The organism is Streptomyces sp. NPDC019937 (assembly GCF_040631655.1).
Classification (GTDB): Bacteria; Actinomycetota; Actinomycetes; order Streptomycetales; family Streptomycetaceae; genus Streptomyces.
Genome location: NZ_JBEYAL010000009.1, coordinates 35,320 through 60,067 on the forward strand (window position 1 = coordinate 35,320; position 24,748 = coordinate 60,067).

24 protein-coding genes and 2 pseudogenes are annotated in these 24,748 nt (G+C 68.3%); 12 read left to right on the forward strand and 14 right to left on the reverse strand.

The window, feature by feature from the left end; all coding sequences use genetic code 11:
- A partial coding sequence (locus ABZ562_RS11045) for a hypothetical protein (protein WP_361476532.1) occupies positions 1-805 on the reverse strand: 805 nt, incomplete at its 3' end.
- 830 nt (positions 806-1,635) lie between these two features.
- Entirely contained in the window at positions 1,636-1,773 is a 138-nt protein-coding gene (locus ABZ562_RS11050; protein WP_361476534.1) for a hypothetical protein, read from the reverse strand.
- 151 nt (positions 1,774-1,924) lie between these two features.
- On the opposite strand from ABZ562_RS11050, the pseudogene ABZ562_RS11055 reads away from it, so the two are divergent.
- The 3 genes and pseudogenes from ABZ562_RS11055 to ABZ562_RS11065 all read left to right on the forward strand — a co-directional run.
- A pseudogene (locus ABZ562_RS11055) lies at positions 1,925-2,127 on the forward strand (hypothetical protein); the annotation flags it as partial.
- 226 nt (positions 2,128-2,353) lie between these two features.
- A complete protein-coding gene (locus ABZ562_RS11060) occupies positions 2,354-3,559 on the forward strand; it encodes an FAD-dependent oxidoreductase (RefSeq protein ID WP_361476536.1) in 1,206 nt (401 codons plus the stop codon).
- Positions 3,556-4,476: an RNA polymerase sigma-70 factor gene (locus tag ABZ562_RS11065; RefSeq protein ID WP_361476538.1), complete on the forward strand. Its 921-nt coding sequence runs from the start codon at positions 3,556-3,558 to the stop codon at positions 4,474-4,476. Before ABZ562_RS11060 ends, ABZ562_RS11065 begins: the two co-directional genes overlap by 4 nt.
- 202 nt (positions 4,477-4,678) lie before the next feature.
- Here the strand turns inward: ABZ562_RS11065 and ABZ562_RS11070 are convergent, their stop codons facing one another.
- Together ABZ562_RS11070 and ABZ562_RS11075 are read right to left on the reverse strand one after the other, a co-directional pair.
- Positions 4,679-5,245, reverse strand: coding sequence for a hypothetical protein (locus tag ABZ562_RS11070; protein ID WP_361476540.1), 567 nt, complete (start codon positions 5,243-5,245; stop codon positions 4,679-4,681).
- Between the two features lie 23 nt (positions 5,246-5,268).
- Positions 5,269-5,739 carry a hypothetical protein gene (locus tag ABZ562_RS11075; protein WP_361476891.1) on the reverse strand — a complete coding sequence of 157 codons (471 nt, stop codon included), beginning with the start codon at positions 5,737-5,739 and terminating at the stop codon, positions 5,269-5,271.
- A gap of 214 nt (positions 5,740-5,953) precedes the next feature.
- On the opposite strand from ABZ562_RS11075, the gene ABZ562_RS11080 reads away from it, so the two are divergent.
- Entirely contained in the window at positions 5,954-6,085 is a 132-nt protein-coding gene (locus ABZ562_RS11080; RefSeq protein WP_361476542.1) for a hypothetical protein, read from the forward strand.
- A 90-nt stretch (positions 6,086-6,175) separates the two neighbouring features.
- On the opposite strand, the gene ABZ562_RS11085 is transcribed toward ABZ562_RS11080, so the two are convergent.
- From ABZ562_RS11085 to ABZ562_RS11095, 3 genes are all read right to left on the reverse strand, one after another.
- A complete protein-coding gene (locus tag ABZ562_RS11085) occupies positions 6,176-6,463 on the reverse strand; it encodes a glyoxalase (RefSeq protein WP_361476544.1) in 288 nt (95 codons plus the stop codon).
- A gap of 81 nt (positions 6,464-6,544) precedes the next feature.
- A complete protein-coding gene (locus tag ABZ562_RS11090) occupies positions 6,545-7,894 on the reverse strand; it encodes a cytochrome P450 (RefSeq protein WP_361476546.1) in 1,350 nt (449 codons plus the stop codon).
- A gap of 41 nt (positions 7,895-7,935) precedes the next feature.
- Positions 7,936-8,214 (reverse strand): hypothetical protein, encoded by a 279-nt coding sequence (locus ABZ562_RS11095; protein WP_361476548.1) that lies wholly within the window; start codon positions 8,212-8,214, stop codon positions 7,936-7,938.
- 245 nt (positions 8,215-8,459) lie between these two features.
- Here ABZ562_RS11095 and ABZ562_RS11100 point away from each other — a divergent pair, with 245 nt between their 5' ends.
- From ABZ562_RS11100 to ABZ562_RS11115, 4 genes are all read left to right on the forward strand, one after another.
- Positions 8,460-8,963, forward strand: a complete 504-nt coding sequence (locus tag ABZ562_RS11100; protein WP_361476550.1) for a hypothetical protein — start codon at positions 8,460-8,462, stop codon at positions 8,961-8,963.
- 59 nt (positions 8,964-9,022) lie between these two features.
- Complete coding sequence (locus tag ABZ562_RS11105; protein WP_361476552.1) at positions 9,023-9,937, forward strand: hypothetical protein; 915 nt, start codon at positions 9,023-9,025, stop codon at positions 9,935-9,937.
- A 179-nt stretch (positions 9,938-10,116) separates the two neighbouring features.
- Positions 10,117-11,037, forward strand: a complete 921-nt coding sequence (locus ABZ562_RS11110; protein WP_361476554.1) for a class I SAM-dependent methyltransferase — start codon at positions 10,117-10,119, stop codon at positions 11,035-11,037.
- On the forward strand, positions 11,037-11,696 hold the full coding sequence (locus tag ABZ562_RS11115) for a GNAT family protein (RefSeq protein WP_361476556.1): 660 nt from the start codon (positions 11,037-11,039) through the stop codon (positions 11,694-11,696). Before ABZ562_RS11110 ends, ABZ562_RS11115 begins: the two co-directional genes overlap by 1 nt.
- Positions 11,697-12,679: 983 nt before the next feature.
- On the opposite strand, the gene ABZ562_RS11120 is transcribed toward ABZ562_RS11115, so the two are convergent.
- Complete coding sequence (locus tag ABZ562_RS11120; protein WP_361476558.1) at positions 12,680-13,237, reverse strand: CGNR zinc finger domain-containing protein; 558 nt, start codon at positions 13,235-13,237, stop codon at positions 12,680-12,682.
- A gap of 78 nt (positions 13,238-13,315) precedes the next feature.
- On the opposite strand from ABZ562_RS11120, the gene ABZ562_RS11125 reads away from it, so the two are divergent.
- Together ABZ562_RS11125 and ABZ562_RS11130 are read left to right on the forward strand one after the other, a co-directional pair.
- Positions 13,316-14,761, forward strand: a complete 1,446-nt coding sequence (locus ABZ562_RS11125; RefSeq protein ID WP_361476560.1) for an MFS transporter — start codon at positions 13,316-13,318, stop codon at positions 14,759-14,761.
- A 75-nt stretch (positions 14,762-14,836) separates the two neighbouring features.
- A complete protein-coding gene (locus tag ABZ562_RS11130) occupies positions 14,837-15,958 on the forward strand; it encodes an epoxide hydrolase family protein (RefSeq protein WP_361476562.1) in 1,122 nt (373 codons plus the stop codon).
- Between the two features lie 280 nt (positions 15,959-16,238).
- On the opposite strand, the gene ABZ562_RS11135 is transcribed toward ABZ562_RS11130, so the two are convergent.
- Positions 16,239-17,372: a Tn3 family transposase gene (locus ABZ562_RS11135; RefSeq protein WP_361476564.1), complete on the reverse strand. Its 1,134-nt coding sequence runs from the start codon at positions 17,370-17,372 to the stop codon at positions 16,239-16,241.
- Between the two features lie 19 nt (positions 17,373-17,391).
- On the reverse strand, positions 17,392-17,604 hold the full coding sequence (locus ABZ562_RS11140) for a hypothetical protein (protein WP_361476566.1): 213 nt from the start codon (positions 17,602-17,604) through the stop codon (positions 17,392-17,394).
- Here ABZ562_RS11140 and ABZ562_RS11145 point away from each other — a divergent pair.
- Entirely contained in the window at positions 17,603-17,953 is a 351-nt protein-coding gene (locus tag ABZ562_RS11145; RefSeq protein ID WP_361476568.1) for a hypothetical protein, read from the forward strand. The genes ABZ562_RS11140 and ABZ562_RS11145 overlap by 2 nt on opposite strands.
- A 209-nt stretch (positions 17,954-18,162) precedes the next feature.
- Here the strand turns inward: ABZ562_RS11145 and ABZ562_RS11150 are convergent, their stop codons facing one another.
- The 4 genes and pseudogenes from ABZ562_RS11150 to ABZ562_RS11165 form a co-directional block, all read right to left on the reverse strand.
- On the reverse strand, positions 18,163-19,341 hold the full coding sequence (locus ABZ562_RS11150; RefSeq protein ID WP_361476570.1) for a polyprenyl synthetase family protein: 1,179 nt from the start codon (positions 19,339-19,341) through the stop codon (positions 18,163-18,165).
- Positions 19,342-19,582: 241 nt separating this feature from the next.
- Positions 19,583-20,986: an FAD-dependent monooxygenase gene (locus tag ABZ562_RS11155; protein WP_361476572.1), complete on the reverse strand. Its 1,404-nt coding sequence runs from the start codon at positions 20,984-20,986 to the stop codon at positions 19,583-19,585.
- A 154-nt stretch (positions 20,987-21,140) separates the two neighbouring features.
- Positions 21,141-21,378, reverse strand: a pseudogene (locus tag ABZ562_RS11160) (dienelactone hydrolase family protein); the annotation flags it as partial.
- 539 nt (positions 21,379-21,917) lie between these two features.
- Positions 21,918-22,856 carry an alpha/beta hydrolase gene (locus ABZ562_RS11165; RefSeq protein ID WP_361476574.1) on the reverse strand — a complete coding sequence of 313 codons (939 nt, stop codon included), beginning with the start codon at positions 22,854-22,856 and terminating at the stop codon, positions 21,918-21,920.
- A gap of 586 nt (positions 22,857-23,442) precedes the next feature.
- Between ABZ562_RS11165 and ABZ562_RS11170 the strand changes: the two genes are divergently transcribed.
- Complete coding sequence (locus ABZ562_RS11170; RefSeq protein WP_361476576.1) at positions 23,443-24,675, forward strand: SDR family oxidoreductase; 1,233 nt, start codon at positions 23,443-23,445, stop codon at positions 24,673-24,675.
- The last annotated feature ends 73 nt before the right edge of the window (positions 24,676-24,748 follow it).

Here is a 24,748-nt window from a genome sequence, read left to right on the forward strand (position 1 = left end):
CACTCGGAGGCAGCAGCAGCACCGTGCAGATGCTCACCGGCGGCAGGACGACGATGGGGATGGGCAGGGATGCGGTGCCGGTGCAGTTGCAGGCGATACCGGCCGGGGTGGCAGTGACCGTGGCGGTGGCAGTGGTGGCTCCGGCGGTGGGGAAGGTGACCGTTGCCGAAGCCTGGCCGGAGGCGTTGGTGGTGCCCGTACCGAGCGTGCCACTGGGACCGGAGAAAGTGACCGTGGCCCCACTGACCGGCTGGCCGTTGCACAGCACCAACGCTGAGAGAGTGGTGGGCTGACCTGCCGTGACCGCGCCACTCGGAGGCAGCAGCAGCACCGTGCACAGGCTCGTGGTGACCGGGACGAAGACGCACGCGGGGCAGGTCCCGGCAGCCGCTACGAAGGTGGCCGTCACCGACTGACCCGACGTCAGCAGCACCCCAAGGTCGACCGGGGTCACGACGCCGTTGATCACAGGCGTCGATACCGTCCCCCCGCCGGGCAGGGTGTACTGGATCGTGCCGTTGAGCGAGGCGCTGTCTCCGCCGCAGGTGAGCGTGGTGCTGGCCTGCGTGGTCGTGCCCACGACGGTCAGGATGGTCGAGATCGACCCGGGGGGTGCGGGAGTGATGGTGATCGGAACGATCTCGGCGCCGGTGACCGTGGTGCCGCTGGTGTACACCACGGTGACGGTCTGGGAGCCGGACCCCACGGCCGTGAAGGTGACCGGAGGGGTGGTCCCGCCAGCTGCGACGGTCGCGATCTGGGTCTGGCCGTCGTAGGTGAAGGTGGCGGTGTTTCCGGCGCTCACCCCGGCAGGGGTGGAGGTGACTTGGGCCGTGAACGTGGTACACGCCACGGGCGTGGGGGGAGTGAATGCAACGGGCATGATACAGCCCCTTCGATTCAGGGTGGCGCGGGGCTGCTACTCGCTGCCGGGGTGCCCAAGGGAACGGAATAGAGAAAGCGAAAACGATCTCCATCCTGACCCCGACAAGGAGATGGGCACCCCACAGTCGGTAGGGACCAGTACAACTACGCTCGCGATGATTCACCACACTGAGTACAGAAAATCATCCCTTTGGCCTAGCGCTCTGACTGCGAATGTTCTCCGGCTGCATTGCTGCCACGGTGAGAGGTCATCCTCCCCAGCGAAGGCCCTTCTCGCTGCGGCTGCGGCCAGTCGCGTTCGCGGCATCGGACGGCCAGGACATCGAGGTATGTGGGGTTACCGTTGCACCAGCCGGACTCCCGCAGCTGATGTTCTGCGTCGGTCGGGCGGAACATGCCGTACAGCAGACTGCTTGGACGGGCGGCACCCAGGTGGGACGGGACCCGCGCGGGGACCACTCCACGGATGGCAGGATGGAACTCAGCGCGGGGAGTGTGCTCCACGCGAGTGAATTGTTGTACTCCGGTCTTGTTGGCCAGGCGCTGGCGTGCACACGGTGTATACGGCATGAGGGGCATGCCCACCGTCGTCCGGCCGGACGATTGATGATCCCTGCCCAGAAAGAGATCAACGCCCTCATTCGACGCCTCATAAAGGAGCCCGCCGACGCGTGCCGGGCCGAGGAGTGCACGCGGCCAGGCCCTGATCTCCCGAAGCTGCCACGAAGCGACAAGTCACTCAACTTGTCGTTAGGCCTTGACTTCTGTGCGGCGTTCAGGAATTTCGCTGCTGGTGAGGGCGGCGAAGTCGGCGTGGGCCTGCTCGACCGCCTCGGGAGACGCCTCGCGTTTGGCGTGCTCGGCGAGCGCCCGGTAGATGTCGGCCACGGAGGGGGCCTGCCCCTTGCGCTTGCCGGTGGGGGTGATCTGCTCTACGGGGCCGCGCTGGTCGCCCCGGCCTCGGTGACGGCGAACGCCGCCAGGCCCTCGAGGGCCGCCTCCGCGAACAGGCAACCCTCGACGCGGAGGACTTCGTGCGGCCCGGAAGATCTTCCACGGCAAGCACGGACAGCTCTACCAGCGCTACCAGGACGGCATGGAAGGTCGGCACCCTCGGACGTTGCCCGCCCCTCCCCGTTCGTCCGGCACCACATCAACGTGCTGGCGCTACTCCTTCCAACTGCCCGACCTGCCCGGTGATTGCTTCCCCTGCATGACAAGGACGCCGCCGACGACGCATGAGTGACGTCCCGAACTTGTCCTGACCGTCGTCTTCTCGACCGGAGACTTCCTGCTGGCCCGCCCGTGCCCCGAGGGGACTGGCAGTCGTGACGGCTTCGCGGACTTCGACCGCCTTCCGGCGGCCCCGGATTCCGACTGTGTCGTGCATCACACCCGACGCATGTCACGTCCAGGCCGCCTGCTCCCATCTGGTGGGCGTCAGTAAGCGAGCCGAGGAGGACGAACGATGAGCGCAGGGCAGGAGACCAGCACGGCGAGCGCGCACCGCGTGGTGATCCTGGGGGCGGGATACGCGGGCATGGCCGCGGCCGTCCAGCTCGCGGCCCGGGGTAACCGGCACGAGGGCGTACAGGTGACCGTGGTGAACGCGCAGGAACGGTTCACGGAGCGCATGCGGCTGCACATGACGGCGACCGGCCAGCGACTTGCCGAGCTGAGCATCCCGGAGATGCTGGAGGGCACGCGCGCGCGGTTCGTGCGTGGCTGGGTCACCGCGGTGGACGCGGACGCCAGGACCGTGCGGATCGACGACGACCGGGTCCTGCACTACGACACGCTGGTCTACGGGCTGGGCGGGGTGGCCGACACGTCCGCGGTGCCGGGGGCCGAGGACTACGCGTACACCCTGAGCAGTGCGCAGGACGCCGAGCTGCTGGCCGACCAGCTGGGGCGGCTCGGCAGCGGCACCGTGGTGGTCGCCGGCAGCGGGCTGACCGGCATCGAGTCGGCCGCGGAGATCGCCGAGCGGCACCCGGAGCTGAACGTCGTGCTGCTGGGCCGGGCCGAGCCCGGTGCGACCGTGAACCCCAAGGCCAAGGCGTACGTGCAGGCCGCGCTCGACCGGCTGGGCGTCCAGGTGCGCGCCGGGGTCGAGGTGGCCAAGGTGCAGCCCGACGCGGTCGAGTTGGCGGGCGGGGAGAGCATCGCCGCCGACGCGGTCCTGTGGACGAGCGGCACGCGCGTGTCGCCGCTGGCGGCCGCCGCGGGGCTGGCCGTCGATGGCCGCGGACGCATCGTCACCGACGCCGCGCTGCGGTCGGTGTCCCACCCCGACGTGTACGCGATCGGTGACGCGGCCGCAATCCGCCAGGGCTACGGCGTCATGCACGGCACCTGCCAAGGCGGCATGCCGACCGGGGTGCACGCCGCGCTGTCGATCGACCGTGTGCTCAAGGGCAAGCAGCCCAAGCCGTTCCGCTTCGGCTACTACCACACGCCGGTGAGCTTGGGGCGCGGCGACGCGGTGGTGCAGTTCACCCGGCCCGACGACAGCCCGCGCCGGATCTGCCTGACCGGACGCATGGCCGTCCGGTACAAGGAGACGGTGACTGCCTCACCTTGGCCGACCTACGGCCGTATGAAGAAGATGCCCGTCTCGGGCGCGTTCTGGCCTCGCGGGGGTCGCTTCACTCGGGTCCGGGAGGCCCGGTGACCGACCTGACCGCCCACCCCGACCATCAGGTCTTCCACGAGCACCGGCGGCTGCTGTTCTCCGTGGCCTACCGCCTCCTCGGCACCGCGGCCGACGCCGAGGACGCAGTCCAGGACGCCTGGATCAAGTGGTCCGCCGCGGACCGCTCGCAGGTGGCCGACCCCAAGGCGTACCTGACGCGGATCGTCTCGAACCTGGCACTGGAACGGCTGCGCTCCACCCGGCACAAGCGGGAGACCTACGTGGGGCCGTGGCTCCCGGAGCCCATCCTCACCGGCGGGGACGCCTTCGAGGCCGTCACGGAGGCCGAGTCGGTGTCGATGGCCATGCTGGTGGTGCTGGAGACGCTCAGCCCGCTGGAGCGCGCGGTGTTCGTGCTGAAGGAAGTCTTCGACTTCAGCCACGCCGAGATCGCGGAGGCGGTGGAGCGTTCCGAAGCCGCGGTGCGGCAGGCCGCGCACCGAGCCCGAGAGCACGTGCGGGCCCGGCGGCCGCGCTTCACCGCCGACCGGGCGCGGCAGCGCGAGGCCACCGAGCGGTTCTTCGCCGCCGCGACCGGTGGTGACGTCAACGCCCTGATGGAACTGCTGTCCCCGGACGTCACCCTGTGGACCGACGGCGGCGGCAAGGTCCGCCAGGCCCTGCGCCCGGTCGTGGGCGCGGCCACGGTGGCCGCCTGGTTCGCGGCCATCGGCACCGTCACCTACCAGGACGTCGAGCCCGCCGATATGAAAGCCGAACTCGTCGAGATCAACGGTGGGCCGGGCATGGTGTTCAGCGGGCCGGGACGCGTGATCGCCACCGTCACCTTCGACTTCGACGCCGACGGCCGCATCACCGCCATCCACAACGTGGCCAACCCGGACAAGCTCCAGGCCGTCGCCGACGGCACCACTTACGCCATCGGCACGCAGTGAGCGTCGTCACCGCGTGCTACCACCGGGCGCAGGCAGGCTGGTGAGCTCGAAGGTCTTCTCCCGCAGATGGAGATCGCGGCGGGAGGCCCTCCGGTGTGGCTCTGTTCACGAGTTGTGGCTCTGGCTCACTTCTGTGACGCGGCCACGCTGAGTGAGGGGTTCAGATAGGAGATGGCCCAATCCCGGTGGCGAAAACAAGCTGTCAGTTCTCCGCCGTCGGCCGCGCGTTCGAGAACTGTTTCGCCGCCTCGATCGCTTCGCTGCTGAGTTCCTCGAAGGAGACACCCCAGCTCTTCTCCCAGCCCTCCAGGTTGTGCGCGCAGTGCACAAGCGGCTCCAGCTCTTCGGGGTAGCCGAGGTCATAGGCGATGTCTGCCCAGATGAGGTGAGTGCCGACGGCGGGATCCAGGGATCCGTCGGCGATCTGACCGGCGATCCAGTAGGCCATCGCCCATTTTGCGGCCCGGGGGTCCGATGGCGGGTGGAAGAGCAGTCCCAGTTCCTCCAGCACTTGGTCAAAGAGCGCTGGCGCTTCGGGCTCTTCGCTCCTGAGACGGCCAGCCAGCATGGCGAGGGACGGGCTCTCAACCCCAGCAATCAGCGCGTCCAGACCTGCCTGAATGAGTCGGTCAGACCCGACGTGCCTACCAAATGCCCGCTCACGCGCGATGTGTCTGAGCCGATCGAGGGCGTCGTCGCGGGTCATCAAAGTCTTCTTGGCCGGCATCTGGGAGGAGAAGGCTTGCACATCCGCCGACGCTGACGCCATCGAGTTCCTCCCGCCGTCGGTGATCAGGGCATGAGGACGCGCTTCCGCAAGAGGGGGAAGCCCGCGCGGCCGAACATCTGGCGCTTGAGCATCTTGATGCGGTTGACGTGCCCTTCCACGACTCCCGAGCCCCAGGGCAGAGTCAGGTCGGTGATGACGGCGTCGAGCCAGTCCGGGAGCCGCTTGCCCTGCCGCTCGGTGAGCATGACCGCGAAGGACCGGACGTGGCAGGTGAGAGCGTCGAGTTCGGGACAGTGCATCCGGACGGCCTTGAGCTGGAGTTGCTCGGACTCGTCGAGGGTGTCCGGGTGTCGGAGGATCCATCCGGCGACGGCGCGGGGTGAGGGCGGCCGGGCGGGCACCGGTCGTGGTGAGGTGCGCTTCTCGCGCAGGTAAGCGCGAACGCGCTGGTAGCTGCCCTTGTAGCCGAGCGGCATGATCTCCTCCCACAGCTTCCACGCATCGGTGGAGCCCTCGTTCCAGCGGGCGTCCAAGTACGGCTTGTACTCGTCGAGGACCGAGCGCCGGTTTTGCCACTGGCCGGTGAACAGGTCCTCCGGCCTCGCGGCGTCGGCGAACCCTTGACGGTGTGCCAGGCCATGCCGAGCTGTCGCTGGACCGAGCGCAGGCGGTGGCCTGCCTCCAGCAAGGCGTGGACGTCCGCGTGCCGGGCCCGGGTCCGGTCGGCGAAGCGGTGGCCTGTCGGCCATGGCGACGCGGACGCGTCGGCGCGGCATCTGCTGCACCATCCCCGACAAGGACGACTACCGCGAGCGGCACGCGGTCGAGTGCGGCATCAACCACCTCAAAAAGGCACCTCGCCGTGGCGACTCGCCATGACAAGCCCGACGTCCGCTACCAGGCGACCGTGCTGGTCGCGGCCGTCAACGAGTGGCTGTGACCAGCACCGTCCCCGTAGTGCGGGAAGCGTCAGCGATGGCTCACAACGTTGATCACGCGGCCGCTGGGGTCACGGACGAAGAACCGCCGCACTCCCCATTCCTTGTCCCGCATGACCACGTAAGCGGCCTCCACGTCGTCGACTTCTACGCTCATATCGGGGGTGACCGGGGCGGTCTTGTCGCTGGTCATGACGCTGACCTGCGCCGCCGGATTGGACGGCGGGGCAAGCGTCATGATCCAGCCGAGATTCATGACTTCCTCAAAGCCCAGCAAGCCGTAGAACTTCCGACTCCCCTGCGCAGCCTCCGACTGCATGATGGGCAGGACACGACGGCCCGTCCGTCACCGCACGCAGTTCGACACACGCCCTCGCGGCGCTGGTTCAGCTTGCCCTTTTCATGCGGTGCCTGGCCGCGGTCGTACCCGCAACAGGAGGCGGCGCGGGTGCAGGATGGCGCTGTGCGGAGCCGGACGCGCGTCGGATCCCGGGGCACTGCGCAGCTGCCACCGGTGGGCGATGGTCGCGAGGGCGAGGGTGGCCTCGACCATGCCGTAGCGATCTCCGATGCATTTGCGTGATCCTGCGCCGAAGGGCAGGTACGCCCCGCGAGGAAGACGGCCGATGTGGTGCGGCAGCCAGCGGTCGGGGTCGAACACCTCAGGATCTGCGTAGAAGCGCGGGTGCCGGTGTACCGCGGCACTGCTGAAGATGACCGTGCTCCCGGAGCGCAGTTCGTGTCCGCCCAGCCGAGTGGGGGCGGTGGTCACCCGTGTGAGCAGCCAAGCGGGAGGATAGAGGCGGAGCGCCTCGGTCAGTACGCGGGAGGTATAGGGAAGCCGGGCCGCATCGCTCCACTGCGCCGGCCTGCCGTCGAGCACCCGGTCCACCTCCTCGTGGACCCGGCGCTCGGCGTCGGGGTGCTGGACCAGGAGGTGCAGGGCCCAGGCCAGCGATGCCGCGACGGTGTCCGACCCGGCTATGAGCAGCGGGAGGACCTGCTCATCGATGTCCGCGTCGGACAGCCCGCCGTCGCCCTCCTGCTGCCGGGCGGCGATCATGGCGGAGAGGATGCCGCCGTCCTCGCCCGGATCACGGGCGCTCTCGGTCATGAGGCGGTCGCGGGCGTGCAGGAGATCCTGCATCACTTGCTGGAGTCGGCGGACCATGGGCAGCGGAAGCTTCTCACCCCACTTCGGCAGCATCAACCGGGGCAGGAAACTACTCATTGCGGCTGCCATACCGCGCCGGAACTCCTCCACCGATTCAGGGTCGACGCTGGTACGGAACAGCGTGCGGCTGACCGTACGCAGTGCCATGTCAAAGAGTGCCGGGAAGACCTCGATGATCTGGCCGTCCCGCCAAGAGGCTGTCATGGCGGTGATTTCGTCCACCATGACCTCGCTGTACCGCTCCAGCTTGCTGCGATGGAAACCCGGTTGCATCAGCCGGCGCTGCCGAAGGTGATCCCGGTGGGGGCACAGTGGCAGGCCGTTGCCGGCCAGCGCGCGCGCCTTGTCATACATCCAGCCGCCCTTGTCGAACGTGCGGTCATCCGTCAGGACTTGCCACAGCAGCTCGGGATGGCAGGCGACGTACGCGCGCAGCGGGCCCAGCCGGATCGTCACCAGATCACCATGACTGGCGAGAGAGGCGGTGAAGTCGAGCGGGCGCCGAAGCAGCGCCCATCCATGACCGACGACCGGAAGCGCGCCGGGGGCGGCCGCGGCAGTGAAGTTGTCTGTCATCGGTGCCGGTTCCTCATGGAGTCGTGGGCCAAGGAGTGCTTTCAGAGGACCTCAGCCGATCTTCGCTCCATCGCTCCGTCGAGATCGACCACGAACAGGCCGGGGCGCCGGAGGTCACGGAGCACGAGCCTCTCGGTCCTGATCGGCGCGGCTGGCCGGGCGAGGGGTCCGAGCGCAGTCATGCCGACCAGCCAATCATCGGGCTCGGCAGTGATCAAGGTCGCGAGGTCGATCAACCCACCACTCCGGGGCAGGGCCTGCCCGGCGGCCGCGGCAACCGCCCGGATGGTGACGGCTGTCCGCCCGCCATGCCGCGTCACGCGGCGCAGTCCCTCAGCGCTTCTCGGGGGCCCCGAGCGCCAGTCGACCGCTTCTCGACCTGGGCCACAGCGTCTTGGTGCGGCACGGGCGTCGATAACCAGGTAGGCCAGGAATGAACATCATGCAAGCGCAGTTCGACTACCTCACCCACATGAGTGAATCGCGCTGGTCCAAGTTTTACGTCTCCGCACTCCGCGCAGACGTACCACCAGGCAGGTGAAACGACGAAAGGCAAGGAGTAGTCATGTCGTACGAGGGCGAGAAGCAACTCATCGTGAACCGCCTGAATGGGAGCCTCCTGACCGTACAGGGAGGCAAGTGTTTCGACGGAGCACGTATATGCAGCGTCCGCTACTCGACTTATGACCACTACCCGCAGCGGTGGACGACGCGGAAAATCGGAGAGGTAGGCGGGTGGACGGTGTGTCACGTTGAAATATCGGAAGGCGGTGAAACGTTCCGTCTGGCCGTTGACAGTGACGAGCCGAAGATCTCTCTCGCCAGCCAGCCGCTGCTCAAAGAGCCCGACGACTCAGATCGACAGAAGTGGTGCTTTCGGTCCGACTGGTCAGGAGGAGGCACCCATCTGATGAATATCGCCCCGTATGTGAACCGTTCGGCCGGGCTGGGACTCAGGGATGACTTCGGACTGGAGTGGACTGAGGCCGCCCTGGTCAGGAACTTTTCGACCACTGAACAACTATGGTACTTCAACGCGAGCGATTACCGGGATTCCATTCCCAACTGACGGTACGGCGACTACGAGGAACACCCTGACCGTGCGGCCCGCCCGATAAGGAGTTTTTCATGAGCACGACCGACGTCAGAGCTTTGGCCGACACCGTGGACGCGCCCGGGGACACGTATCCCTTCCACATCACCAAGGAGGAAGAGCGGCAGCTGCGCCTGCAGGGTGCACGGGCCGCCCCCTCACTGGTGATCGGACAGGCGACGTCCTTCGACGAGTACGCCCGGCAGCTGATGATCCCGCCCGCGGTGATGGACCTGGCTCGCAAGGCCGAGGACCTGCGGCTCTCGGCCTGGGAAGTGGAGGCGATGCGCAAGCACCTGGCCCCCGCCGAGCCGCATAGCAAGATGGGACTACTGCGCCGAATCCTGAAACTGAAGTACGACGAAGACAGTTCCCACCCGCCCTATATCCGCGTCGCCTGCACCGGCCGAGGGCACTACGACCACCTGGCCACCAAGCATGGCCACCTCGACTCCCTCGAAGACCCCGAGGGTGAGATCGGCTCCCCGGTGGTGCTGGAAATCTGGCCCGCGCAGCACTACTCGCCCATCCACTCCCACGGGCACACGTCGGGCATCGTCTTCTGCCTCGCCGGCCAGCTCGACGTCATGGTCTACGACAGCCTGGACTGGGACGCCACCAAGCTCGGCCTGCTCACTCTCACCCCGGGGCAGTGCGCCTGGCTCACGAAGGACACCTACGCCGTACACCGGGTGTACTGCCCGATGAACGGCGGTGACGGGACCACCGGCCCGGGATACATGAACTCCACCGCCGAGTTCGGCGCCAGCTTCCACGTCTACCTCAACCCGGACGACTCCTCCGTGGAGCACCACGACGACGAAAGCCACAATCGGAACGCCTTCGACTACATCCACGAAAAGAGCAAGGATCACAAAAAGTTCGCGACCCAGTCCGACCTGTCCTGGAGCGTACTGCGGCGAGTTCTGGCCAGCACCCCGCTGACCTGATCAGACCCACTACATAAAACTCTCGCGTGAGGGCCCGTCAACTTCTCGGCGGGCCCTTACCGCTCGTTCAGATCGGAGATTTCCCGCTTACGGACGGGTTGATGGTCCGGCTGTCAGGTGGGGCGGGCGCCGGGTTCCACGATTTGAGCGATGCGGAGTGGGCATATTACTGTCGAGTGGTGGACCCGCAAGAACAAGATCTAAAGCTGTCAGGCGTCGCGGAGACGACTTTATGGACGCTATATCACCGCGCACTCGATGCCCGTGACCCGGATACCGCACTGTATGACCCGAAAGCGGTGGAGCTGACTGACTCGATCGCCTTTCCCTTCAAAAGCCGCTTCGGCTCCGGAAACTGGGGGCAGGCGCAGGGGACGGGACTGCGTGCCCTCTGTTTCGATACTGAGGTGCGCCGCTTTCTCGCCGACCACCCCGAGGGGACCGTGGTCTCACTGGGCGAAGGGTTGGAAACGCAGTTCTGGCGGGTGGACAACGGCAGCGTCCGCTGGCTGAGCGTCGACCTTCCCGACGTGGCCGCTGTCCGGAAACGGTTGCTACCGGACACGGACCGCCGCCGCACCCTGGCCTGTTCGGTGACGGACGGGTCATGGATAGCCGAGGTGGACGCTTCGCGGGGGCTGCTGATCACGGCTCAGGGCGTGCTGATGTACCTGTCGCCTGCCGAGGCACACGCCCTGATCGCTGAGTGTGCGCACCGCTTCTCCGGTGCGGCGCTCGTATTCGACACACCGCCTCAGTGGGTCACCCGCCGTACGGTACGTCGCCAATGGCGCTATCCGGCCGGCTACCAGCCGCCCCCCATGCCCTGGGGCATGACCTCGGCGGAGGAAGAGAAGCTGCGCGGCCTCCCGAACGTGGCCGGGGTGCACAGCGTCCGCGTCCCGCGCGGGCGGGGCCTGATGTGCGGGGTACTGCTGCCTGCACTGACATATGTACCGGGACTGCGTTCACGAAAGCCTCTCTGGGTCACGCGAGTCGACTTCCAGACAGAGGAGAAGCGCCGGGCGGGAGCCGACACGGCGCAGCCAAATCAGCAGACACGTAACCTGCCTGCCAAGCAACCGGAAAGTGACCGTTGATGAGCGCACCTGCGCAGGAAAGCAGCTACACAGAAGGCCAGCCGGTGATGCTGGAGAGGAAGGACCTCCGGCTCAGGGAGTTCACCTCTGCCGACGTCGACAGTGTGCTGCGCATCTTCGGCGACCCCAGAACCACACTCCACTTCGGCATGACGCCCTTTCAGCAGAGCGAAGCAGCACAACTGGTGGAACAAGCCGCCGAGAGTGCGCGACAGCGCCCGCGCACGCAGTTCAGGCTGGCCGTCAGCCAGATCAGCACGGACGAACTCATCGCCACGGTCAAGCTTTTCGTCGCACCGCCGTCCGAAGGCGCGATCGTACAGGTAGGACACCGCAGTGCGGAGTTCGGCTGTGCTTTCCGGCCTGACAAGACCCACAAGGGCCTGAGTGTCGAGGTCGGCCTCCTCATGGGCGCGTTCGCCTTTGGCCAGCTCGGGCTGCACCGGATCTGGGCAGGTTTCATGCCGTCCAACGTGGCTGCACGGCGGGCCGCGGAAAAGTCCGGTCTGACGCACGAGGGAGTACTGCGCGACTACTGCTGGGCAGACGGCAAATGGCACGATCTGACGATCTACTCGGTCCTGGCAACCGAATGGCAGCAGTCCCCGCCCAATACCCTCCCCGGCACCCGATCAGGAGCGCGGGCCGCTCAGCCGTGACTGGACCCTGCGCTTCGAGCCGGTCCAGCGTCATCCCGGCGCGGTCCCCGTTGGCTTGGCGGGCGCACTCGCCGCTTGCTCACCATCACCGTCGAGCAAGGCGTAGGCGCACACCAGGACCCGATCGGTGGCTTCGTACGCCCAACCATCATGGTGCCTGGTCACCGGCGTTGCCCTCGGCATAGGCGGCGAGCAGCGCGACCCTCGACTGGCACTCGATCAGCGCCGGATGCCCGGCCGTCCCACAACCGTGCCTGCCGACCGTCATACGGCGGTCGGCAGGCCAGCCGGCCGGTGCTGCGGCTGCTGCCGGGCAAGAGGCATCACCCTCCACGAACCTGCACGGCAGGCTGCGCATCGAGGAAGACCCCGCCGCTCCAGTGCTGCCCGACTCCTCTAGCTCACGTAGCGTGGGGCAATGGTTGCGATCGCCGCGCGAGGCCCGGCGTTGCTACAACGCTCACCATCCCTTCCGCGTGGCGTACCGCACCCGAGCACAACGACACGTATGCGGGGGTCGGGCTGGCGCGCGGGGCCATGGCGTACTTCGCCGGACGGTCCGCCCCGTTCGGTGCTGTGGGATCAGGTGTGTCACCGCCGCCTTCTACAACTTCCATCCGAACCTCGTTGCCCTGCACATCCCCCACGCCTCCCCCGATGCCGTGTGATCACGCTCTCGGAAGCCGGCCTCGACGGCTTGGAGGCGCTGGTTTCTCATTCCGCCACCGGGACGAACTGGCGCCCTGCGCACCTGCAGTCCACACGGCGCTGGTCCCTGGAACAGTGGGCCGTGGCGCAGGACAGCTTGCGGGAACGTGGACTTCGCGACGTCCAGTGCGCGTTGACGGACCAGGGTGCCGATCTGCGCCCAAGTGCTGAGCCGACTGCATCGCCAGGAACGCCCTCGGAGGCCCGAACGGGTTCGTCGAAGGCGGGCTCGGACGAAACCCCGGAGCCGGTCTGGCAGGGGCAGGTGCCGGCGCTCAATGCGGCCTGCGCCGACTCCGGTAGGCCGCGACGCTGGCCCGGTGTGCGCAGGTTCGGGTGCAGTACTGCTTCGAGCCGTTGCGCGAGAGGTCGACGAAGGTGGCCCGGCAGGTCGGCCCGGCACATACGCCGAGACGAGCGGGACCGAGCGTGGCGATCACGGAAGCCAGTGCGCTGAGCGTAGCCGCGGCAAGGTGCGCCGCGCAGCGGTCCGTGTCGGAGGTCACCTCGGTCCACCAGCGGTCGTCCTCGTGGCGCAGTACCGGGGTGGCGCGGCTGCGACGCAGACCATCATTGATCAGAGCCGCAGCCTCGACCGCGTCCGCGTTCGCCCGTTCGAGCACCTCACGCACCGTCTCGCGCAACGCGCGGACTTCCGCCAGGTCGGCGCGGGTGAGACGTCGCGGACCGGTCCCTTGGTTCGCGGCCGAACGCGGAGGCACCGACACGGGATGGTCGTCAAGGAAGTCCCGGAGCTGCTCCACGGTCTCAAGCGTGTCCTCCCCCTTGATCGGCCTCAAGGTGTTGGCCAGGTCGACGGCCGTCTGGACCACCTGCGGGCTGTAACACGCATCTTGCATTTGACGTATCTCCTCACCGCTCCATAATGTTACACTCAAAGGAGCTTTAACATGTCACAACCTACTCGGCAGGGGACCGCGCCGCAGACGACCACGTCTGGAGAGGCCCCGGCACCCGAGCGTACGAACGCCTCGGACGGGCGTCGGCTGGGGCTGACTTTGGGGATGCTGGTGCTGCCGATGTACGTGGCACTGGGAGCGCCGTCGGTGGCCCTGCCGGCCATCGGCCGCGCACTCGCGGTGCCGTTCGGGGCCACCGCATGGATTCTCGCCGCGTGGTCGCTGACCTCCGCGCTCGCGATGCCGGTCGCGGGTCGGCTGCTGGTCCGCTGGAGCCCCTTCCAAATCCTCGTCGCCGGGGTCATGGCGCTCGCCGCGGGCTCCGCGCTCGCCGGAGCCGGGCCGACACTGTCCGTCGTGATCGTCGGCCGGCTGATCGGCGGCGCCGGCGCGGGCGCGACCGTGATCGCCGTCTTTGCCGCGGCCACCGCCCTTCCCGGGCGGCAACGGATCCGCGCCCTGGGAATCATCGCGGCCGCCAGCGCGACGGCGTCGGGGTGCGGGACACTGTTGGGCGGGGCGGTGACCGCATGGCTCGGGTGGCGTGCCGTGCTCGCGATCCCGGTCCTCGCGCTGCCCCTCCTGCTGGCCGCATTGCCGAGTAGGCGCGCGCTGACGCGGAGCGGTAGCGGCGAGCGAAACGGCTCGACCGGGCGACTCGACATCGTCGGCGCGGCCGTGCTGTCGGTCCTCGCCGGCTCCTTGATCACGTTGCTGCAGGCACACTCGGTCGGCCTGCCCTCTCCAGTCATACTCGTCGTGGCCGCCGCCGGGGCGCTCGCCGCCGTGGGGCTGTGGTGGCGCGTGCGCAGCACGCCCGACGGGTTCGTGCCCCGGCGGGTGATCGCATCCCGCGGCTTCCTTGCGGCCGGGCTCATCGGCGGGACCGTCTTCGCCGGCTACTACGGGGTGCTGTTCCGCGCCCCGTCCCTGATCGAGCGGGCCACGGGCGGTGGCCCCCTGGAAGCCGGCGTGCTCCTGGTCCCGGCCGCCGCCTGCTCGGTGCTGGCCGGGCGGCTGGTCGGCACCTTGACGGACCGGTTCACCAGCTGGCAGGTGTCGGCCGGGCTTGCGGCACTCACCGTCGTCGGCGTGCTCGTGGTCGCGATCTCCACCGGGCCGATCCCGATCGTCATCGGCACGGCGTTGACCGTGTGCGGGTTCGCCGGCGCCCAAGCCGTACTGGTGAGCCTCGCTCCGGACCTGGTCGCCGCGGACGACAGCGACACCGCACAGAGCCTGCTCAACTTCATGAACGTCCTGGGCGGCGGGATCGGTCCGGCCGCTGTCGCGGGTCTGTCCGGCATCGTGCCGGTGCCGGTGGCCCTCGCCGTGCTCGCGGCACTCCCCCTGGCCGGACTCGTCCTCAGCCTGACCCGGCGCCCTACCGCCGACCGCCACCCCCAACCCGACGCCACGCGTGGGAGCCCGCGATGACGGTCCACCTGCATCTGAGATGACGGTCCACCTGCATCTGATCCGATAACGCCTTGACCAGTAAGGAGCGTTGCCATGTCCGCCGAGCCATTCGAGGTCAGCATCACCGAAGCCGAGATCGCGGACCTGCGTGAACGATTGCGACGGACACGGTGGCCCGAGCGCGAGCCGGTGGACGACTGGTCACAAGGTTTGCCGCTGGCGTATGCGCAGGAGCTTTGCCGCAGCTGGGCCGAGGACTACGATTTCGGGTTCGCCGAGCGGCTGAACGTGTTCCCGCAGTACCGCGACACGATCGACGGGCTGGGCATCCACTTCCTGCACGTCCGCTCGCCGGAGCCGGACGCGTTCCCGCTCGTGCTCACGCACGGGTGGCCGGGTTCGGTGCTCGAGTTCCTGGAAGTCCTCGGCCCGCTGACCGACCCCCGCGCGCACGGCGGTGACCCGGCGGACGCGTTCCACGTGGTCGCGCCGTCGTTGCCCGGGTACGGCTGGAGCGACAAGCCGTCGACGACCGGGTGGGGCGTCACTCGCACCGCGCGCGCCTGGGACACGTTGATGGTCTCGCTGGGCTACGAACGGTACGGCGCACAGGGCGGTGACTGGGGTTCGGCGGTGTCCGCGGCGCTGGGCGAGGTGGCGCCCGAGCGGGTCGCCGGTGTCCACCTGAACCTGGGATCCGTGGCGGCGGGCACGTTCAACGACCCGACGCCCGCGGAGCTGGCGAATCTCGAGGCCGAGAAGGAGATGCAGCGCACCGGCCGGGGATACTCGGCGATCCAGGCGACCCGGCCGCAGACGCTCGGCTACGGCCTCACCGACTCCCCGGCCGGGCAGGCGGCCTGGATCGCCGAGAAGTTCTGGGCGTGGACGGACAACGACGGCCATCCCGAGGACGCGTTGTCGCGGCAGACGATCCTCGACGAGATCTCGGTCTATTGGTTCACCGCGTCGGCCACGTCGTCGGCGCGCCTGTACTGGGAGAGCTTCGCCAACTTCCGGGACAAGGTGACCGCGCCATCCGGGCTGTCGGTCTACCCGCGCGACATAACCCGCCCGTCGAGGCGGGAGGCCGAGCTGCGGTTCACCGACCTGCGCTGGTTCGAGGAACTGCCGCACGGCGGCCACTTCGCCGCGCTGGAGCAGCCGGAGTCGCTGGTCAAGCAGGTGCGCGGATTCTTCCGCCTGTTTCGCTGACTGTCCGTGCCCCCCTGGGAAGCCCGCGCCCGGGGATGGTCCCGTCCGTCCCCGGGTTACCGGCAAAACGACGGCCGCGCTCGGCGAGCGGACGCTGGTGATCACCGCCACCGAACAAGAGTCGGCCTTCGAATGACGGAGTAGCACTACGGTGCGAGACATGTCGGTACTCATAGCGGCCCGTCATGGCGTCAAGGGCGGCGCCAACCAGGGCAAACAGCCACTGGTTCAGTCAGATGGAGTAGATCCAACGGCCCGGCACCAACGGCGCTGACGAAGGTCAAAGGACAAGCTGAGAAGCTGTCCTACGTTTTAGGGGCGAGCTGTGGGCCCCCGGCAGGGGCGGAGTCAGGCCGCTTGGCCGTATCCGTCCGTGCCGGGGTCGTCGCCGCGCAGCGGGCTGAAGTCGATGTCCAGGTGCGGGTAGTACGCCTCGGGCTGGATGCCGAGTTCGTGGGTGGAGTATTCGCCGAAGCGGCGGATGTGCTCGGTCAGGTACGGCGAGATGTGGGCCAGGCTCCTCGGGGTCGATCTCCCAGCCCTCCTCTTGGAGCTGGCGCACGATCTCGGCGATGTCCAAAGCGTTGTGGAAGATCACCGCGTTGGTGAGCAGCGCGTTGAACTTCGCGGTCTTCTCCTGCTCGACGGGATCGTTGTCGGTGATGACGCCGCCGTTGCCGAAGCCGATCCACTGGGAGAAGCCGTTGGATGCCTCGACCTTGTTCGTCGCGGCGGTCACCCGCCGGCGCAGCGGGGCGTCCGAGAGGTAGCGCAGCAACTGGACGGTGCGGATGACGCGGCCGACCTCGCGGAAGGCGGTGTAGGTCCCGTTCTTGCGTGACCCGGCCCGCAGGCGCCGCAGCAGCAGGGTGGAGGAGATGACGCCCTCGCGCACCGAGATCGCCACCCGCATCAGGTGCCGGAACTGGGACTCGATCAGGTCGGAGTCGATGACGTTGCGGCCGCTCTCCCCGAACAGGGCGTCGATGTACACGTACTCGGCTCTCTTCCTGGGCCGGTGGGAAGTGTTCTTGAGCAGGCCCTCGATGATGTAGACGGCCTCCCACACCCCGCACGGGATGAAGTGCGTGAACAGCGCGATGTAGGTGTCGGAGATGTGGTGGTAGGCGATACCGCCCGGCTTGCCGTAGCGCACGGACGTCTCGGAGAGCAGGTTGTTGAGGTAGGTGTCCACGTGGGTGCCGTCCGCGGCGGCCGTGGAGCCGTCGCCCCATGCCTGGGAGATGTCCAGGCGGGCATGCGCGTTGACCAGGTCGGCGATGGCCTCGTTCAGCGTCGGGATGGAGAAGTGCCGGTTTGCGGCCAGCGACAGCTCGTGCCCGCTCACGCCGGGGATGTGGCGGGCGGCCTCGTAGGGGCCCAGGTTGGCGCCCTTCACGAAGGCGGTGATCACGTACCGGCCGACGGAGTCTTTAGCCTTCGGCTCGTTGCCGGACGCGGGGCCGAAGCGGCGCCAGGGAGCGCTCCGGCATCCGGGCTTTGATCTCCTGCTCCAGGGCCTTCGCCGAGGCCCGCTGGCCCTCGGCCCGGTGGGCCTTGAGGGAGGGGATGCCGGTCTCCGAGTCGATGACCAGACCCTCGTTGCGGGAAACGGAGTGGCAGAAGACGGACGACGGTGTCTTCATGACCAAGCAGGCCTTGGACTTCTACAAGAAGTTCCTGCCGCCCGGGGCACACGACGCGTACGTTGCCATGGTCCGCGTGGCGCTCACCGACAAGTACGCCGACATGGCCGGGATCCCGCACACCGTGCTAGCCGATGCCGGCAAGCACCTCGCCGCAGGGCACAGCGTCGTCAGCGGCCTCGGCGGCGGTCTGCTGGGCGGCGCCGCCGAGAAGGCCGTCGGCGTCAACCCCTATGCGGACATCCTCGGCATCGCTTCCAAGGCCTTCAACGCGGTCGAACGCTTCGCCCTGACCCACGATCAGGACGACCAGCCGCAGATGCACCAGGAACTCGGCGACAACCGCTGACGTCATAGCCCCCGGACACCAACGCCCTCCCCGGCCCTGCCATTCGGCCACGCCGACGATGAGCGCGGCCGGGGGCGCATCCGGCCCGTGCCGAGATCACCGTCGAACGTGACGGGCCCGCCCGGACCAGGCCAAGCAACCGCTCATACGGGCGGCAGGACGCTCCTCTTCATCGCTTGCCCCACGGGCGCCAGGACCCGTGTCACTGTTCAGCGGGCGAGGTTGCGGTGGATGAGGTGGTGGGCCATGGCATACAGCAGGTCGGTGGCCGGGCCTGCAGGGAGGAGGGGGTGCAACTCCTCCCAAGCGTCGTCCAGGAGCGTGGTGGCTCGGGTGGCGCAGGTGTTCAGTGCACCGCACTCTTCGAATCGCTGGATGGTCTCGGCGATGAAGGCGGTATCAACCTGTCCGGTGTGGATGGTATGCCACATCGGGCGCATCAGGTGAGCGGGGAGGAGCTGGACGGCATAGGCCAGGGGCATGGTGACCTTGGCGTTGCGCAGGTCCTCGCCGGCCTGTTTGGTGGCCTGGCCCGCGCGGATCACGCCGCGCAGATCGGCGATATCGTCGCAGATCTGATACGCGGTGCCCACGGCGGTGCCGAAGCGGGCCAGTGCCTGGTGTACGGGCTCGGGCGCGCCACTGACCATGGCAGCGATCTGCAACCAGCCGCCCTGCATGACGCCGGACTTCAGACGGTGGGTGAGCAGGACCCGCTCCAGCAGTTGCGTGGGGGAGCCGGTGGCAAGCGCGGAGTGCATCTCGCGGTGATGTCCTTGGATGTCCAAGGCTTGGCCGGCATGGGCGGCACGCAAAGCTGCCAGGTACACACCATATATTTCGGCCTGCAAGTGTGGATCGTGCGCGAGGGTGGACTGGACGGCCCGGTCGAAGGCGAAGTAAGCCAGCGTGCCGGCGTTGAGGGCGACGGGCGCCCCGAACACCTGGTGAACCGCGGGCCGGCCGCGCCGGGTAGGCGCGTCGTCCTCGACGTCGTCGACCATCAGGGAGCCGGTGTGCGTCAGCTCGGCAGCGCCGACCAGCGGGCCGAAGGCGCCTTCCTCCCCGCCCAAGGCCTCGATGACCTGGAGGATCAGGGTCGTGCGCCAACGCTGTCCACCGGCCTGGAGAAGGTGGCGCACCGGCGCCACCAACGCCTGGCCCAGGTCCGCGCCCGTCTGCTGTTTGGCTGCTGGAGACAGAGCGGACCAAGCGGCGGGGTCAGCCAGCAACTCCGGATCCGCGTCACCGCCAGGGGCGGCTGGATACATCTGATCCATGAAGGTGTCAATACGCGCCGCCACTCGTGTCATGTGTTCGGCCACGTCCGGCACCTGCGTCCGAAGGAGATCCGCCACCCCGTACCTACCCATCTGATGCTCGGTCAACTGACGTATTCGGCCAGCTCAGACGCCGTCCAAGATCACCGTATCAAGCAGCCTTGCGTCTCCTCAATCGCCGACCAAGGACTTGCAGGGGTGTCCGTTATCAACGTCGGGTGGCCCGATTCTCCGACGAAATGGCGCGTGACAGCCGCTTGTTATGGGTCTTCGGCCACTGTGCCGACAGCGCTCGGATTTGGCTCGAACGCGTCGATCGGCGGGCTGCGGCGGCCGCCGGGGACTGTCGCTAACTGGTCTTGCCGGCGAAGGCACGACGCCCACCGGAGGCCGTTACCTGCTGGGGCGGAGTGGACAACCCGGGGCGGCGGGGCGGCAAGAGTGTGCGAAGCAGTATCGACGGCGAAACCAACAGGGAGGGTGCGGCCTCAAGCGTGATCACCTCACACAGGGCTCCACAGACCACCGGATCGTGGCCCGCCCGAGCATACAAGCGAGCGAGATACCGGTTGCGCAGGCGCTCCAATACACTCGACGACGTTGAGTCGCCGGACGCGTAGGGACGATCGGCGGCGACCGCCATGTTCCACGCCACGTCGGCGGCGCCCGCGATGGCCGGTTGGACCGCCGCTGCCAAGCCGGGCCGCACACCGTGCTGGGCGAGAGCTCCCCGCAGCGCCAAAGCCCCGAACGCGGCCACGGACATGCCGTGTCCGTAGATGGGATTGAAGGTGCAGGCCGCGTCGGCCAGCACCACGAAGCCCTCTGGAACGCCACCGGGCAGGTGGTACTTGCGACGGCGGTTGGCGGTGTTGCGGAAACCCCGGATCGGCGAGCAGGGCTGCGCGGTCTTGAGCAACCGATGGACGATGGGATCCGGTAGCGTCGCGGCGAACTCCAGGAACCCCGCCTCGTCGGTGGGCGGCTGATGGCCCTGGAACCCGGCGAGCGCCACCATCCAGTTGCCTCCCTCAACCGGAAGCACCACGCCGCTCCGCGGAATGCCGGGCGCCGGATGGATCTGAATCCCGGTCCTGTCCCCCGGCTCGTCCAGACGTACCACCCTGGTGGCGTATGCCAGCCCCGCATCCAGGATGTCCTCGTCCGGGGTGGGGTGGCCGAGCTCCGCCAGCCACTCCGGTGCGCGAGAGCCGCGGCCCGAGGCGTCCACGACCAGATCGGCGTGCAGTTCGCGTTCCGCGCGGTCCCCGTCGCGTTCGGCCACCCGCACGCCGGACACCCGGCGGGGCGTACCGAGCAGACCGATCGCCTCCGTTGCCTGGAGGATGTCCACCCGCGTACTCGACCGTTCGGCCGCCTGTGACAGCAGGCCGCGTACGACATGGTCCAGCATCGGCCGGGTGCAACTGAGGAATGCTTGCCGCCGCTCGTCGTGGCGGCGCCACCACCCGTCGGGGAAGCGCGCCAGCAGATCCCTGGGCACGTCCAACCGGTGTGCCCCTGCTTCCAGCAAAGCGGCTTCGGCCCCGGGCAGCAGTTCCGTCATGGCGCGGATGCCGCCGCCGAGGAGGATGTGCGGGTGCCGTGCCTGCGGTACGCCCTTGCGGAACTCAGGGCCGTCCGGGTACCGGTCCCGCTCGATCACCGTCACCGCATCGACGTGGTCGAGCAGCGCGCTCGCCGCGAGCATCCCCGCAAGTCCACCACCGATCACCACCGCGGCGCCGCTCATTCGCTTGCCCTCCTCGCCGGCTGGTGAGCCGCGTTGCCGCGGCAGCTGCCGATCACGATGGCCGGATTCATTGTCAATGCCCACTCCCGGGGTCGTTTGAGGTCGGCTCATTCGACCAGTTCAGTGGCCGCCCACCCTACGACGTGCCGGACCTTCAGCTGTTGGCCGGTGTGCAGCCCAGGAGGGGGAGCAGACGGTCCCAGTGACGCTTCAGTCCGGGGGGCCGAAGGCATCGGTGTCGGACATGGTGAACCCGTGCACGGAACCGGGGTAGGACTCGGAGGCGTAGCCGACGCCCGGCATCCAAGGCTTGGTTGAGCTCGCCCAGGAATGCGGGGACGGCGGCCACCTGGCCGGGGATGGGCCGCGACGGTGCGTGGGTTTATCACGCCTGCGTCGGTGCCCCGCTTGTACTCGACGATCACCGTCCGGCCAGTCCGCCATGGGCACCATCGGATACGGCCGAGGACTCCCGCGACCACGTGCGGACGCACACAGGTGGTCGTGGTACCACGTGCTGGCGCCCAGAACGCCAGCACCAACAGTGAGTGTTCTCAGCGTTGCCTCGATGTGCAGCACCCTCGTGGGCGAGAAGCCCACGCGCCGGTCGCGCAGGAACATGGTCCGCCACCGGCGGACTGTCGACCGGTCGGGCACCAGCGGCTCCAGCCTGCTGTCCCCCTATCGACCAGCAGACCGCAGGCGTCCAGCCCGGCGAGACTTTGCGGACGCTCCCTGGAACCCCCGCCCCGATCGGATTGTCGCCCTGCTTCGGATCGCTGACGACCTCTCCGGTCACACTTCGGCGACCATCGGCCGCTTCGCTCGCCCGTGGCCCCCGGGTCCGCGGCGCGGCCGACGCCCTCGCACGGCGGCCCGACCCGGGCGAGCTGTACCGCACGTAGGGGAACGGCCGACCCAACACAGTTGCTCAGCGGGGTGACGCGGCCAGTGCCGTGGACATGCGTGTGGCGTCGCAGCAGTAGGAGAGCCCGGTGAGCGGTTGGTCGGCGAAGAAGCGTGTGAGCAGGTCGACGATCTCCGCGCTGCGCTCGAAAGGCACCATGTGGTCGGCGTCGGTGATGGTGGTGAACCAGCTGTCGACGCAGGTGGTGGCGACTTCGCGGCACAGGTCGGGAGTGGTGAAGTGGTCGTGTTCCCCGGTGACCACCAAAACCGGCATGGGTGGGGCGATGCTCGTGTCGAGGCTCTTGTGCACGAGCAAGCGGACGGTGTTCGCCAAGGCTTGAGCACCCTCTTGGGGCCTCAGGGCGAGCAGCCGACGGCGCATCCCTTCACGCAGCCGGGCGCCGCCGGTGACGGAATCGATGGTGCGGGGGTTGAACAGCAGGTTCAGGACCGTATCGGCGAAGTCCTCCATGCGTCCTGCGGGCAGGAGTTCCATGGCCCGGCGGATGGCGGTCTCCGCGTGATCGGGGATGGAGGTCATGGTGCCGACCAGGGCCATGCGGCGGACGCGGTCGGGGTGGCGCTGGGCGAAGGTGTAGGCGATGGCGGTGCCGTAGGAGCCACCGACGACGTTGACCACATCCAGGCCGACCTCGTCGAGCATGTGGTCCAGGGCGTCGGCCAAGGACTCCACGCCGTGCTCTTCGGGCAGGACATCCGCCTGGCCCCAGCCAGGCAGATCAACGGTGAAGACGTCGGCATGGGCGAGGAACTCCGCCTCGACCCGGCCCCAGCTCTCCTTCGTCTGGAACGCACCTCCAACGAGCACCACGGGCGCCACGTACGGCGAGTCCGTGCGTACGAGCCGGGATTCGCAGTGGAAACCCTGCCAGGAATGCGTGGCGACGACTGGTGGGACGCCGACGGTCAGGCCACTGGTCGGTATGGTCGGGTCGGGCACGTATCTCCCCTGCGTCGATCTGGCCCCAGGCCCCACCCGTATCACGGCACCGTTCCGATAGGGCCAGTCAGGGCCGTACGGTCACTGACAGCCGAATGATCATCACGTTACCCCAGCGCCCCTGCCTACCGGTGGCACGGGTGCACGGCGGCGAGCGATGGCGATGACGCTGCGGGTAGTGCGCCAGTTGACGTTGTCGGGGGTGTGCGACCGTCAGCGGCTGGGTCCGCACCGGGCGGCGGTCCACCACATAGGCCTCCCAATGAAGCGGCCCCGGCAGCCGGAGTCGAAGGTGGCGAAGAAGGATCCGCGCAACCAGCGGCTGCGGCTGCCGGACGACGCCGATTCGCTGCCACACAGTCGCGCCGGCCTCCCCCCTCCCGCCAGATCCGGACCGGCAACGCGGAACGCTCACCGCGGCGCCCGCGCCCTGCACCGGGTGCGCCACTCCGACGCCTGGCTGTGGTGACGATGCCCGGCACTCCAGCGCGCCCGGTGCGCCGCACCCGATGTCCGCACCGCACCGGTGCGCGCAACCGCCCCCTTGACGAGGGGCGACGAGGCGCGGACGCCGCGCGCGCCAAATGTGCTCACGAAGAACTCGTTGTTCACTGAACGCATTTGCCATCGTGAGGCGGGCTGGGACATGCTGCTCCGCGTGACCATCCTGCTCACCGGGGCCACCGGTTTCCTGGGCTCGCGGCTGCTCCTTGGGCTGCTGACCACCCGTGAACGTGAGGTGACCGTACTGGGCAGGGGAGCGCCGTCCGCCTTGCGCGCGCGTGTCGTGAACACACTGGAGAACCTCGCGGGAGGGGAACTCGGTGCTCCCGCGCGAACCCGGCTGCGCTGCGTCAGCGGTGACGTCACGCACTCCTGGCTGGGCCTGTCTCCTGCCGTGTACGGGCGTCTGGCCCAGGAGGCCGAAGCGGTCTGGCACTGTGCGGGTGACATCGCCCTGACCGGAGAACGCGAACGACTGTTCGACGTGAACGTCCGCGGCACCGCACACGTTCTGGACTTCGCCGAGCTGACCCCACCGGCCTGCACTCTCGTGCACATGAGCACCATGGCGGTGGCCGGACGCCGCAGGACGGGCACGATCACGGAGGAAGACCTCAGCGATTCCTTCGGGTTCGAGACCCACTACGACGAGTCCAAGTACCGGGCGGAGGAGCTGGTACGGACCTGGGCCTCACGGCTGGACAGGTCTGCTGTCGTCCTGCGCCCCAGCGTCGTCGCGTCCGACGCGGAGTTCCGCCAGGGGCTGCCGACACATCCCCTGCGCGTCCTGGGCGAGATGATCGACTCCCTCGCACGGACCGGGGTCCCCGGGATCCCGTCCGTGGCATCGCTGCGAACGGGCCAGGCCACCCTGAGACTGCGCCTGCCTGTCGCTGCGGACGCCGCGTTCAACATCGTCCCGGACCACTATGCGACAGAGGCGATGCTGCGCATCGGTCACGACACTCGACCCGATGAGCGTGGCGTACGAACATGCCACATTGTGCATCCGCAGGAGACCGCGACACGGCTCATCTTCGAGGCCGTCGAAGCGCGTTACCCCGGCCTCACGATCACTTGCGTGGAGGACCTGCCCGACCCCACGCCGGCGGAGCGCTTCGTCGCGGCCAACCTGCCGGGTTTTCTGAGCTACTGCCATCACACCCGCACGTACGACCGCACAACCACCCTCACGCACACCGCCGGACTCGGTGACCCGCCGCCGATCGACCGCGCCTACCTCATCCGATCCCTCGGCCTGGCGCAGGAAGACTCGGGCGGACCCGCTAACGACGCCCCGTCCAGAGGCGGTTGACCATAACCGCGGACGGCCGGCCGCAGGCCGCAGCGACCCCGCACACCTCATCCGCCGTCCTCTTCCGCGCGCA

Coding starts and splice junctions, on each gene's coding strand:
- ABZ562_RS11105 (WP_361476552.1), top strand. CDS start 9,023: ATGAGCACGACCGACGTCAGAGCTTTGGCCGACACCGTGGACGCGCCC.
- ABZ562_RS11080 (WP_361476542.1), top strand. CDS start 5,954: ATGGCGACGCGGACGCGTCGGCGCGGCATCTGCTGCACCATCCCCGAC.
- ABZ562_RS11090 (WP_361476546.1), bottom strand. CDS start 7,894: ATGACAGACAACTTCACTGCCGCGGCCGCCCCCGGCGCGCTTCCGGTC.
- ABZ562_RS11085 (WP_361476544.1), bottom strand. CDS start 6,463: ATGCAGTCGGAGGCTGCGCAGGGGAGTCGGAAGTTCTACGGCTTGCTG.
- ABZ562_RS11145 (WP_361476568.1), top strand. CDS start 17,603: ATGACCAAGCAGGCCTTGGACTTCTACAAGAAGTTCCTGCCGCCCGGG.
- ABZ562_RS11100 (WP_361476550.1), top strand. CDS start 8,460: ATGTCGTACGAGGGCGAGAAGCAACTCATCGTGAACCGCCTGAATGGG.
- ABZ562_RS11155 (WP_361476572.1), bottom strand. CDS start 20,986: ATGAGCGGCGCCGCGGTGGTGATCGGTGGTGGACTTGCGGGGATGCTC.
- ABZ562_RS11070 (WP_361476540.1), bottom strand. CDS start 5,245: ATGGCGTCAGCGTCGGCGGATGTGCAAGCCTTCTCCTCCCAGATGCCG.
- ABZ562_RS11130 (WP_361476562.1), top strand. CDS start 14,837: ATGTCCGCCGAGCCATTCGAGGTCAGCATCACCGAAGCCGAGATCGCG.
- ABZ562_RS11140 (WP_361476566.1), bottom strand. CDS start 17,604: ATGAAGACACCGTCGTCCGTCTTCTGCCACTCCGTTTCCCGCAACGAG.
- ABZ562_RS11125 (WP_361476560.1), top strand. CDS start 13,316: ATGTCACAACCTACTCGGCAGGGGACCGCGCCGCAGACGACCACGTCT.
- ABZ562_RS11060 (WP_361476536.1), top strand. CDS start 2,354: ATGAGCGCAGGGCAGGAGACCAGCACGGCGAGCGCGCACCGCGTGGTG.
- ABZ562_RS11115 (WP_361476556.1), top strand. CDS start 11,037: ATGAGCGCACCTGCGCAGGAAAGCAGCTACACAGAAGGCCAGCCGGTG.